The 10,966-nt window shown below is 73.9% G+C and carries 10 protein-coding genes; 3 read left to right on the top strand and 7 right to left on the bottom strand.

The genetic code is table 11. The features are described 5' to 3' along the window. Positions 1-269 precede the first annotated feature (269 nt). The gene (locus ACH4ZX_RS29870; protein WP_398279349.1) at positions 270-755 is read left to right on the top strand and encodes a VOC family protein; all 486 of its coding nucleotides are present in this window, start codon (positions 270-272) and stop codon (positions 753-755) included. Between the two features lie 94 nt (positions 756-849). On the opposite strand, the gene ACH4ZX_RS29865 is transcribed toward ACH4ZX_RS29870, so the two are convergent. After that, positions 850-2,439: a multicopper oxidase family protein gene (locus tag ACH4ZX_RS29865; RefSeq protein WP_398279346.1), complete on the bottom strand. Its 1,590-nt coding sequence runs from the start codon at positions 2,437-2,439 to the stop codon at positions 850-852. 93 nt (positions 2,440-2,532) lie between these two features. Then, positions 2,533-2,991 carry a hypothetical protein gene (locus ACH4ZX_RS29860; protein WP_398279343.1) on the bottom strand — a complete coding sequence of 153 codons (459 nt, stop codon included), beginning with the start codon at positions 2,989-2,991 and terminating at the stop codon, positions 2,533-2,535. Between the two features lie 296 nt (positions 2,992-3,287). Here ACH4ZX_RS29860 and ACH4ZX_RS29855 point away from each other — a divergent pair, with 296 nt between their 5' ends. Continuing rightward, positions 3,288-3,551, top strand: a complete 264-nt coding sequence (locus ACH4ZX_RS29855) for an SHOCT domain-containing protein (RefSeq protein ID WP_398279340.1) — start codon at positions 3,288-3,290, stop codon at positions 3,549-3,551. Between the two features lie 38 nt (positions 3,552-3,589). Here ACH4ZX_RS29855 and ACH4ZX_RS29850 read toward each other — a convergent pair whose 3' ends face one another. Continuing rightward, a complete protein-coding gene (locus tag ACH4ZX_RS29850) occupies positions 3,590-4,729 on the bottom strand; it encodes an MFS transporter (protein WP_398279370.1) in 1,140 nt (379 codons plus the stop codon). Positions 4,730-5,337: 608 nt separating this feature from the next. On the opposite strand from ACH4ZX_RS29850, the gene ACH4ZX_RS29845 reads away from it, so the two are divergent. Continuing rightward, entirely contained in the window at positions 5,338-6,075 is a 738-nt protein-coding gene (locus ACH4ZX_RS29845) for a VWA domain-containing protein (RefSeq protein ID WP_398279337.1), read from the top strand. Between the two features lie 7 nt (positions 6,076-6,082). Here ACH4ZX_RS29845 and ACH4ZX_RS29840 read toward each other — a convergent pair whose 3' ends face one another. From ACH4ZX_RS29840 to ACH4ZX_RS29825, 4 genes are read right to left on the bottom strand one after another with little or no spacing between them, the layout of a single operon-like run. Beyond that, positions 6,083-7,204 carry an XdhC family protein gene (locus ACH4ZX_RS29840; RefSeq protein WP_398279334.1) on the bottom strand — a complete coding sequence of 374 codons (1,122 nt, stop codon included), beginning with the start codon at positions 7,202-7,204 and terminating at the stop codon, positions 6,083-6,085. Further along, positions 7,197-9,386, bottom strand: a complete 2,190-nt coding sequence (locus ACH4ZX_RS29835) for a xanthine dehydrogenase family protein molybdopterin-binding subunit (RefSeq protein ID WP_398279332.1) — start codon at positions 9,384-9,386, stop codon at positions 7,197-7,199. Before ACH4ZX_RS29835 ends, ACH4ZX_RS29840 begins: the two co-directional genes overlap by 8 nt. Next, the gene (locus ACH4ZX_RS29830) at positions 9,383-10,378 is read right to left on the bottom strand and encodes an FAD binding domain-containing protein (RefSeq protein WP_398279330.1); all 996 of its coding nucleotides are present in this window, start codon (positions 10,376-10,378) and stop codon (positions 9,383-9,385) included. The genes ACH4ZX_RS29835 and ACH4ZX_RS29830 overlap by 4 nt, the downstream gene beginning before the upstream one ends. After that, the gene (locus tag ACH4ZX_RS29825; protein WP_398279327.1) at positions 10,375-10,953 is read right to left on the bottom strand and encodes a (2Fe-2S)-binding protein; all 579 of its coding nucleotides are present in this window, start codon (positions 10,951-10,953) and stop codon (positions 10,375-10,377) included. Before ACH4ZX_RS29825 ends, ACH4ZX_RS29830 begins: the two co-directional genes overlap by 4 nt. Positions 10,954-10,966: the final 13 nt, after the last annotated feature.

The following is a 10,966-nucleotide window of genomic DNA, read 5'->3' as shown; positions in this document are numbered from 1 at the left end:
CAACGCCCACAAGGCCGGCACCGTCAAGGGCCTGTCCGCCGAGATCGGCGCCTCCGTCACCTCCGGCGCCGCCATCTGCGAGATCAAGGACTGACCCACCGGCCAGGCGCACAGCGGGGCTCCCTGCACCGGGAGCCCCGCTGCCGCGACCGGCCGCTGTGGCACGTGTGCGCGGCACAGCGACGCTTGACCTCGACCAAACTTGAGCTTCTAGGTTCCCTGCAGGGCCGCGGGAGCCGACCGGCGGTGCCTTTTCGAGGAGGTTCGCCGTGGCCGAGCAGACAGCGCGCATCGAGATCCCCGACCGCTACCGCTATGCCGTGATCCCGCACATCATGGTCGATGACGCCGCCGCGGCGATCGACTTCTACCAGCGGGCGTTCGGCGCCCGTGAGGACTTCAGGATCGACGCTCCGGGCGGCGGGATCCTGCACGCCGAGATCGCCATCGGCCGGTCGACCCTGATGCTGGGGGACGCCGGCGTCGAGGAGGCGGAGGCCGCCTCCTTCGCCGCGCCGTCCGCGCTCGGTGGTGGTACGTCCGTCACGCTGCATGTCTTCGTGCCGGACGTGGACAGCCTGGCGGAGCGCGCGGAAGCCGCCGGCGCCGAGATCCTCCAGCCGCCGAAGGACATGTTCCACGGTGACCGGACCGTCATCCTCAAGGACCCGTCCGGTCACATGTGGGTGTTTCTGACGCACGTGGAGGACGTCTCGCAGGAGGAGCTCCGACGCCGCCTGGCCGCCGCCGGGTGACCGGGCGTCGTACCGGGTCCTGGGGCGCGATGGGCCCTCCACCACCGGGTGGGGGCCCGTTGCGGGGACGGATGACCGCGGGTCGCGCGGGGGGTCAGGCCTGGTAGGCGACCAGCGCCATCATGCCCGCCTCTCCGTGGTAGGCGTTGTGGCAGTGCAGCATCCACTGGCCCGGGTTGTCCGCGTCGAAGAACACCGACACGGTCTGCTTCGGCAGGACGATCGTGGTGTCCTTGCGCGGACCGCCGCCGCCGAGTTGATAGGTGTGGCCGTGCAGGTGCATCGGGTGCCACATGGTGGTCGTGTTGACGAAGTCGAGCCGGACCCGCTGCCCCTGTTCGACGGTGATCGGATGCGCCGTCGGGTCGTTCATGTCGAAGCGCCTGCCGTTGACGGCCCAGTCGTACGCCATCATGCTGCCGGTCAGCTCGATGCGGTGGACCCGGTCGGTCTTCTTCGCGTCCAGCCGGACGTCGTCCGCCGCCCGCAGCCGCGAGGCGACCATGACCGTGCCGTCCAGTTCCCTCGGGCGCACGGTCGGCTTCGGCCCGCTGCCTGTGCCGGTGCGGATCAGGGCCATGCCGGTGGCGTTCTTGCCCTCCGCCAGCGCGACGAGGGGAAAGACCCCGTCGCCCAGGGTGACGAGGACGTCGTAGCGCTCGCCCATGCCGATCAGCACGGCGTCGGCCTGCCGGTGCCGGACGGGGAAGCCGTCGGTGTGGGTGACGGTCAGCTGGTGGCCGCCGAGGGCGACGCGGTAGGCGGTGTCGCCGCCGGCGTTGATCAGGCGCAGCCGGATCCGCTTGCCGGGCTTGGTGCGGAAGACCGCCGGGTCGGCCGGAACGCGGCCGTTGACCAAGTGGTAGGGGTACCGCACGTCACCGGCGTCGCCCCCGAGCAGCCGGCTCTGAGCGCCCATCAGCATGAACCCGCTACCCGTCCCTCCGCCGGAGGGCGAAGCGGACGGCGAGCCGCTCATGCCGCTCATGTCCATGCTGCCCATGTCACCCATGTCGTGGCCGGAGCCGCCGCCCGTGTGCATCCCGCCCATGCCGTGCCCGAGCTCGGCGAAGACGTCGTCCGGGGTGCCGGTGACACCGTCGAGCCAGTCGTCGAGGACGACGACCCACTCCTCGTCGTAGGACAGCGGCTCCCTCGGGTCCTCCACGATCAGCGGCGCGTACAGACCCCGGTCGAGCTGGACGCCGACGTGCGGGTGGAAGAAGTAGGTGCCGGGGGTGTCCGCGGTGAACCGGTAGGTGAAGTTGCGTCCGGCCCGGACGGCCGCCTGGGTGACCGGCGGTACGCCGTCCATGTCGTTGCGCAGGCTGATGCCGTGCCAGTGGAGGGAGGTGGTCGCCCGGTCCGGCAGCTGGTTGGACAGCGTGGCGGCCAGCGTGTCGCCGGCCCGGACACGGAGTTCCTCGCCCGGGACGCGGCCGCTGAAGGTCCATGTCCTGGCCCGGATCCCGGCACCCAGGTCGGCGGTGGCCCGGGCCGCGGTCAGGGTCACCTCGCGTGTCCTGCCGGTCCGGGTGCGGTTGTCTTCGGCGGCGGCGACGGCCGAGCCGTGCGGGCTGACCAGTGCGGGCGTATCGGCTGAGCCGCCGCAGGCGGCGAGCGCGCCCGTGCCTGCGACGCCGAGTCCGGCCAGCAGGACGGAGCGGCGGTTGATGCTGTTCACAGAGGTTGTCCCATTTCTCGATGTCGCTCGGGTTCGGCTTGCGTGCGGGCAGGGCTGGGCGCTCGCGTGAGCGCGCAGCCGCGGGCGCGCGGCCTACAGCAGGAATCGAGAGAGGACGCGGAGATCGGGTGGTGCCCGGCCCACGGTGCCCGGGACGTCGCGGAGCGCGGCCGCACCGGGCCGGCGGGCCGGAGCGCGGTCGGGGGCGAGCTGGTCGGGCGGCACGAGCTTCACGCTGTCGACGCCGGCGGCGGAGCAGTGCTGCATCGCCGTGCCGGAGCACGCTCCGGCGTCGTCGTGGACAGCGGCCCGGGCCGGCCGGGCCGTGACCCCGGTGGACATGACGTGACCGCTCACGGAGGCGGACCCGGCCGGCGCGGCCGCGTGGTGCATCGCCGTCGCGGACCGGCCGGACGGCACGTGCGTGATCGTGGCCGCCGTGTCGTGGTGCACGAGCACAGCGAGCGCCGCCAGCAGCGCGACGACGACAGCGCGTGTCCACCGCGGCGTGGCGTCGCGAGCGGCGCCTCGTCGGTGGTCGGCTGTCGCCATGGCTTCCGTCCGTGTGCTCGGATGAAACGGTGGGGGTAACGGTGGGGCGCCGCCAATATACCCCCGAGGGGTAGGACGGGGCCTGCGGGGCCGCGGAGAGCCACCGGCCGCCGCCGCGGACCGCGTACCACCGCCGGATACCCCTGCCCGGTAGGGGCTGGTCGGCCCGCCGATCCGGAGCCGTCCGGCCCCGGTCCGCCACGGCGGGCAGCGGGATGATGGAGGTGAAGGCAAGCAGTCACCGGGTGCGCTCGCCGTGCCCGGCCACGTGATGAAGCCGAAGCAGGTGAGTGGCGATGATGTTCTGGTACGGCCACGATGTCAGCGGCTGGGGCTGGTTCGCGATGTCGGCCGGCATGATCTTGTTCTGGGTGCTCATCATCACGGTCGCGGTGCTCCTCTTCCGCACCCTGAACAGCCCGCAGGAGCACACCCGCACTCCGTCCGCGCCCTCCGCGGAGGACATCCTCAGGGAACGGCTGGCCCGCGGGGAGATCGACGAGGACGAGTACCGGCGCCGCCTGGACGCGCTGCACGCAGGGCCCGCCACGAAATCGTGAGGCCCGTCGGCCGCACCGGTCGCGCCCCTGCCCCGGCCTCACGCATCCGACGCGGGACGACGGCGGGCGAGGGCGACGGCCGCGGCGAGCGCGAGCAGGGCACCGAGGGCCGCGAAGCCGTGGGTGAGCGTGGTCGGCGAGGCGACGGCCGCCACCAGCAGCGGGCCGCCCGCGTCACCGAGTTCGCGGCCGAGTTCGGCGGCGCCCATGGTCTGGCCGAGGCGTTCCCGCGGGGTCGAGGCGGCCAGTGCCGCGAAGCCGAGCGGGGTGATCAGACCGGTGCCGACGCCGATCAGCACGGCCGCGGACAGCACGCCGGCCAGGCCGGGCAGCATCGCACAGCCCAGGCCGGCGGCCGTCAGCAGCAGGCCCGCCGTCATGCCGGTCCCGGCGGTGAGGCGCCCCTCGTCGAGGGCGCGCCCCGCCCTCGGCTGGACGACCGCCGCACAGGCGGCCAGCACCGACACGGCGACACCCGTCGCCACCGTGCCGAGACCGGCCGCCCGGCCGGACACCGGCAGGAATCCCACCCCGACCGACAGCGCCGCGGTCGCCGCGGCCAGTGCGGACGTCGGGACGAGGAACGCCGGCTCGGCCAGCCGCCGGGCCAGGTCCAGCACCGTCTGCCGGGCCTTCGGCAACGGGGGTACGGCGGGGACGGCGATCGCGGCCCACACGGCGACCGCCGCGCCGAGCACCGCCAGGACGGCGAACAGCAGCCGCAGCCCACCGGCCCACACCAGGACCCCGCCGAGCAGTGGGCCCGAGGTGTAGCCGACCGACTTGTAGAAGCCGTAACCGCCGAACGCCCGGCCGTGCCTGGCCGCCGGGTTGAGCCGGGCGACCAGCGCGGAGGCGGACGGCGAGAACGCGGAGGCCGCGGCCCCCTGACCGAGGCGGGCGGCCCACAGCCAGCCGGGGCTGCCGGCGACGGCGTAGAGCGCCGACGCGGCGGCGAAGGCGACCAGTCCGCCGAGCAGCACCGGGCGGGCGCCGATCCGGTCGGCGAGGGTGCCGAACACCGGTTTGAGGACGACCTCGGCGCCGTCGTAGAGGGCGAGCAGCCAGCCCAGGACCAGCAGCGAGGTCACCGCGCCCGCGGCGTCGCCGCCCAGGCTCGCGGCGACGCCGTGCGCGCCGAAGGCCGTGGTGAACCCGGCCGCGTACAGCGGCCACATCCGCCGGCCCGGCACGGACCGCGCCTCGGCCGCCTGGTTCATCGCCCGTCCCGGTTCGTCGCTCGTCCCGGTTCGTCGCTCGTCCCGGTTCGTCGCTCGTCCTGCGCGGCGCCGTGCGGGGCCGCGCAGGACGTGTGGACTCGGCGCCGCGTCCGCACGCGGCGAGGGTCATCGCCCGGCCGCCGGCCCGCCCGGCCGGCTCACCGTCTCCGTATCGCGCACACCGGAGAATGTAGCCCGTGCCGCACCGGCGGGGAGCCGAGCGGACGTCCACCCCGACAGGAAGCGCAGGCGCGTCCGCGCCAAGACCGCGTGAAGACCGCTGCCCGGGGCGTAAGAAGGCGCCAGGATTCCGGGGGTCCGCCTGGCCGCGGCGTTGGCTGCTGAGCCCTCCAGGCCCCGCCACCTCATCACCGGACCCGGCATCGGCCACCGCTTCGGCCCCGGCTGACTCCGCACCGGCTCCGCCCCCCTGACCGCGCGGGCCGGCGGCCGCGCGCCATGGTGCATGATGACGCCCTGTCCCGCGACAGCGGACCTGTCGGCCGAGCCCGCGCCCCGGACGAGCCCGGCCAGGCCCGAGACCCGGCCGGAAGGAACCCCTCACCGTGAACAGCAAGGAACACGGCGCCGCGATCAGCCTGTCCAAGGTGCGGGACGCGGCGCCTGACCTGGTGAACCTGTACAAGACGGCCGGCGACAGCGTGCGCGAGCACGGTCTGTCCGGGGCGCGGGCCGCGGTCTACCTCGTCCTGGACCGCTCGAGGTCCATGAACCCGTACTACAAGGACGGGACGGCGCAGCACCTGGCGGAGCAGGTGCTGACGCTGGCCGCGCACTTCGACGACGACGGCCGCGTTCCCGTCGTGTTCTTCTCCACCGACGTCGACGGTGTCGCCGACCTCGAACTCGGCGGCCACCAGGGCCGGATCGACAAACTCCACCAGACGCTGGGCCACATGGGGCGGACGAACTACCACTGGGCGATGGACGCCGTCATCGACCACTACCTGGCGGCGGACAGCCGTTGCCCCGCCCTGGTCGTCTTCCAGACCGACGGCGGGCCCACGAGCAGGTTCGCCGCCGAACGCTACCTGTGCAAGGCCTCCCGGCTGCCGATGTTCTGGCAGTTCGTCGGTTTCGGGGACCCGGACGAGAACGAGTTCGCCTTCCTCCGGTGTCTCGACGAACTGGCCGTCCCCGCCCGGCGTGTCGTCGACAACGCCGGTTTCTTCCACGCGGGCAAGGACCCCCGCGGCGTCAGCGACCGGCTGCTGTACGACCGGCTGCTGGGCGAGTTCCCCACCTGGCTGTCGGCCGCCCGCGCCGCCCGGATCCTGCGGTGAACGACCCTCACGGGACGCGGCTGTGGTGGATCGGGCGGCCGGAGCCGGTCAGGGGGACGCCGGTCCCGCCGCGCCGGGTCGCGACGATCTCCGCCGCGATGGACAGGGCGGTCTCCTCGGGGGTGCGCCCTCCCAGGTCGAGGCCGATGGGCGAACTCAGGCGGGCCAATTCGGCCTCCGACAGGCCGGCTGCACGCAGCCGCCGGTTCCGGTCGTCGTGGGTGCGGCGGGAGCCCATCGCGCCCACGAACGCGACCGGCAGCCGCAGCGCGATCTCGAGCAGCGGGATGTCGAACTTGGCGTCATGGGTGAGCACGCACAGCACGGTGCGCGCGTCGGTCGGGGTGCGCCGCAGGTAGCGGTGCGGCCATTCCACGACGACGTCGTCGGCCGCGGGGAAGCGCTCCCTGGTGGTGAAGACGGGGCGCGCGTCGCACACGGTGACGTGGTAGCCGAGGAACTTGCCCAGTGCGACCAGCGCCGCGGCGAAGTCGACCGCGCCGAAGACGATCATCCGGGGCGGCGGCAGGCTCGATTCGACGAGCAGGGTGAGGCCACCGGGGCAGTGCGAGCCGTCCTCGGACAGTTCGACGGTGCCGGTGCGGCCCGCGTCGAGCGCGGCCAGGGCCTCGGCCGCCGCCGTGCGGTCCAGTTCCGGGTGGCCGCCGAGCCCGCCGTCGAAGGAGCCGTCGGCGTGCACGAGCACGGCGGCGCCGAGGAGTGCCGCCGGCCCTCGCACGACACGCGCCAGGGCCACCGGCTCGCCCTTGGCCACGAGGTCCAGGGCCGTGTGCAGCAGCTCCCGGCGGGGCCCGTCCCCGGGCAGCGGCATGACCAGGATGTCGAGGACTCCGCCGCAGGTCAGTCCTACGGCGAAGGCGTCCTCGTCGCTGTAGCCGAACCGCTCGAGCACGCTGTGGCCGCTGTCCAGTGCCTGCGCGCACAGGTCGTAGACCGCGGCCTCGACGCAGCCGCCGGACACCGAGCCGATGACGGTGCCCTCGGCGTCGACGGCGAGGGCGGCGCCGGGCCCGCGCGGTGCGCTGCCGCCGACGTCCACGACGGTGGCGACGGCGGCTCGGCGGTCCTCCGCCAGCCAGCGGTTCAGCTCCGGTACGAGATCAAGCACCGCGGCCTGCCGTCAGGACGCGGTCGGGGCGGATGGGCAGGCTGCGGTGGCGTACGCCGGTCGCGTGCCAGACCGCGTTGGCGACGGCGGCCGCGGCACCGACGATGCCGATCTCGCCGAGGCCCTTGATGCCGACGGGGTCGTCGGGGTCGGGGTCGTCCACCCAGTCCGCCTCGATGGGCGGGATGTCGGCGTGCGTGGCCACGTGGTAGCCCGCCAGGTCGGCGCCGACCGGGCCGCCGAAGAACGCGTCGCGCGCCGCTTCTTCGTGCAGGGCCATGGAGATGCCCCAGATCATGCCGCCGGTGAGCTGGCCGCGCGCGGTCAGGGGGTTGACGATGCGGCCGGCCGCGAAGATGCCGAGCATGCGCCGCACGCGGACCTCACCGGTCGCCGGGTCGACGGCCACCTCGGCGAACTGCGCGCCGAAGGAATGGCGTTCCTTCTGGGCCAGCGCGGCGACGGCTTCGGTGGTGTCGGAGCGTACGGTGATGCCCTGCGCGGGGATCTCCATGCCCGGGACCAGCCGTTCGCGCAGGTCACGGGCCGCCGCGGTGACGGCCCAGGCCCAGGAGCGGGTGCCCATGGAGCCGCCGGCGATCATCGCGGGGCCGAAGGCGCTGTCGCCGATCCGTACCCGGACGCGATCGGGCGGGACGTCGAGGGCGTCCGCGGCGACCAGGGTGAGGGCGGTGCGGGCTCCGGTGCCGATGTCCGCCGCGGCGATGCGCACGGTGAAACCGCCGTCGGCCTCGGCGGTGATCGTCGCGGTCGACGGGCCGGCGCCGACGCCGAAGGACGCGGCGGCGGTGCCGGTGCCGAGCAGCCGGCGTCCGTCGCGCCGTACGCCCGGCCGCGGATCACGTCCGGCCCAGCCGAAGCGGCGTGCGCCCTCCTCGAAGCAGGCGCGCAGGTTGCGGCCGGCGAACGGCAGGCCGGAGACCGGGCCCCGGTCCGGTTCGTTGCGCAGGCGCAGCTCGATGGGGTCGACGCCGCATTTCTCGGCGAGTTCGTCGAGCGCGGCCTCCAGCGCGAAGGACCCCGGCGCCTCGCCGGGTGCGCGCATCCACGTCGGGCTGGGGACGTCGAGCCGGACGACCCGGTTCTCCGTGTGGTGGGCATCGGCGTCGTACATCACCCGCGCGACTCCCGCGCTCGGTTCGACGAACTCGTACACGGTCGACGTCCGGCTGAGGGAGCGGTGGTCGAGGGCGCGCAGGCGTCCGTCGGCGTCGGCGCCGAGCCTGATCCGCTGGACGGTGGGGCTGCGGTGGCCGGCCAGCGTGAACATCTGACGGCGGGTCAGGACGACGCGTACCGGGCGCTGGAGGGCGGTGGCGGCCATGACGGCGGCCACCTGGTGGGCGCGTACGCCTTTGCTGCCGAAGCCGCCACCGACGTGTTCCGAGCGCACCCGCAGCGACGCCGGGTCGAGGGAGAAGAGGTTCGCGAGTTCGCTGACGACCCAGGTGGTGCCCTGGTTGGAGTCGATCAGCTCCAGGACGCCGTCGTCCCAGCGGGCGGTGGCCGCATGGGGCTCCATGGGGTTGTGGTGTTCTTCCGGCGTGGTGTACTCGGCGTCCAGCACGGCCGCGGAGGCGGCGAGTTCGGCCTCCAGGTCGCCTTTGTCGGTGACGGCGGGCATATGGCCGTCCAGCGGGTAGGAGTCCGGGTGCCCGGCGGTGAAGTCGACGTCGTGGGGCTGGGGTTCGTAGTCGACGACGAGCGCCTCGGCCGCCTCGCGCGCCTGCTCGGGGGTCTCGGCGACGACCAGCGCGACCGGCCAGCCCAGGTGGGGCACCCGGTCGTGCTGGAAGACGGCACAGGTCGGGTCGGGCCGGGTGCCCAGCAGGCCGACGTAGTCGGTCTCCAGGTGCGGGGCGTTGCCGTGGTGAAGGACGGCGAGGACGCCCGGCATCGCGAGGACGGCGTCGGTGTCGATGGCACGGATGCGGCCGCGGGCGACGGTGGACAGCGCCAGCCAGCCGTGGGCGAGGCCGGCGAAGGGGACCTCCCCCGCGTAGCGGGCCGCCCCGGTGACTTTGTCGCGGCCTTCCACGCGGACGTGCGCGGTACCGACGGCACGGACCGCCGCGGTGGTGGGGCCGGCGGTGGTGGGGCCGGCGGTGGGACCGGCTGTGGTTTCGGCTGTGGTTTCGGCTGTGGTTTCGGTGGTGGTCATCGGGTGGCGCCCTCCTCGAGGAGTTCGCTCAGCACGGCCACCGTCAGGTTGCGCATCAGGGTCACCTTGTATCCGTTGTGCGGCAGCGGCCGGGCTGCCGCGAGTTCGGCGTCCGCGGCGGCCGCGAAGGTCTCCGCGTCTGCGCTCGCGCCGGTCAGGACGCGTTCGGCCGCGCGGGCCCGCCAGGGGCGGGAGGCGACCGCGCCGAAGGCCAGGCGCACCTCGTGCACGACACCGTCGCGGACGTCGAGCGCCGCGGCGATCGAGCCGGTGGCGAAGGCGTAGGAGGCGCGCTCGCGCACCTTGCGGTAGCGGGAGCGGGCGGCGGCCGGGACCGGCGGCAGGCTGACGTGGGTGATCAGCGCGCCGGCGGGCAGGGCTGTTTCGCGGTGCGGGGTCCCCGCGACGGGCAGGTAGAACCAGCCGATCGGCAACTCCCCCGGCCCGTCGGCGGTTTCGTAGTGCACCACCGCGTCGAGGGCGGCCAGGGCGACGGCCATGTCCGAGGGGTGCACGGACACGCAGTGGCTGGAGGCGCCCAGGATGGCGTGGTTGTGGTGTTCGCCCTGGACGGCGGGGCAGCCGCTGCCGGGGGCGCGCTTGTTGCACGGTTTGGTCAGGTCGGTGAAGTAGGCGCAGCGCGTGCGCTGCAGGAGGTTGCCGCCGACGGTGGCCATGTTGCGCAGCTGACCGGAGGCGCCGGCGAGGACCGCCTGCGCCAGCAACGGGTACCGGCTCCGGACTTCCGGATGGGCGGCGAGGTCGCTGTTCGTGACCGTCGCGCCGATGCGCAGTCCGCCCTCCGGTGTCGACTCGACACGGTCCAGGGGCAGTTGCCGTACGTCCACCAGCCGGGCGGGCCGCTCGACGCCGCTCTTCATCAGGTCGACCAGGTTGGTCCCGCCGGCCAGGAAGCGCGCTTGCGGATCGGCGTCGAGCAGGGCGACGGCGTCCGACACGTCGGAGGCCTTGTGGTAGGCGAACTCCCTCATGCTGCCGCCTCCTCGGCGTCCGGCCCGGCGTCCGGCCGTGCCGTGGTCCGCGCCCCGGCCGCCCGCGCGACGGCGTCGACGATCGAGGCGTACGCGGCGCACCGGCACAGGTTGCCGCTCATCCGCTCGCGGATCTCCTCCGCGTCCAGCGGGGGTGGCCCCGCCTCGGGCCGTACGTCGCCCGTGGCGGCGCTCGGCCACCCGGCGGCGTGTTCCGCGAGGACGCCGATCGCCGAGCAGATCTGCCCGGGCGTGCAGTAGCCGCACTGGTAGCCGTCCAGGTCGAGAAAGGCCTGCTGTACCGGGTGGAGCCGATCACCGTCCGCCACACCCTCGATGGTGGTGACGTCCCGGCCCTCGGCGGCGACCGCGAACTGCAGGCAGGCCACGGTCCGGCGGCCGTCGACCAGAACCGTGCAGGCACCGCACTGGCCCTGGTCGCAGCCCTTCTTGGTGCCGGTCAGATCGAGACGCTCGCGCAGCGCGTCGAGGAGGGTGGTGCGGTGGTCGACGGGCAGCGTGTACTTCTCGCCGTTGACGTGCAGGGTGATGACGCTGGACGTCGGTAAGGCCATGAGCGACTTCTTT

This window comes from Streptomyces sp. NPDC020490, assembly GCF_044335305.1.
Taxonomy (GTDB): domain Bacteria; phylum Actinomycetota; class Actinomycetes; order Streptomycetales; family Streptomycetaceae; genus Streptomyces.
Note: the sequence above shows the minus strand (reverse complement) of the source record. Positions and strands in the feature narration are given on the sequence as shown.

Excerpts from the sequence above, each read along its gene's own strand:
- ACH4ZX_RS29825 (WP_398279327.1), bottom strand. The coding sequence starts at position 10,953 with ATGGCCTTACCGACGTCCAGCGTCATCACCCTGCACGTCAACGGCGAG.
- ACH4ZX_RS29855 (WP_398279340.1), top strand. The coding sequence starts at position 3,288 with ATGATGTTCTGGTACGGCCACGATGTCAGCGGCTGGGGCTGGTTCGCG.
- ACH4ZX_RS29850 (WP_398279370.1), bottom strand. The coding sequence starts at position 4,729 with ATGTGGCCGCTGTACGCGGCCGGGTTCACCACGGCCTTCGGCGCGCAC.
- ACH4ZX_RS29860 (WP_398279343.1), bottom strand. The coding sequence starts at position 2,991 with ATGGCGACAGCCGACCACCGACGAGGCGCCGCTCGCGACGCCACGCCG.
- ACH4ZX_RS29830 (WP_398279330.1), bottom strand. The coding sequence starts at position 10,378 with ATGAGGGAGTTCGCCTACCACAAGGCCTCCGACGTGTCGGACGCCGTC.
- ACH4ZX_RS29835 (WP_398279332.1), bottom strand. The coding sequence starts at position 9,386 with ATGACCACCACCGAAACCACAGCCGAAACCACAGCCGAAACCACAGCC.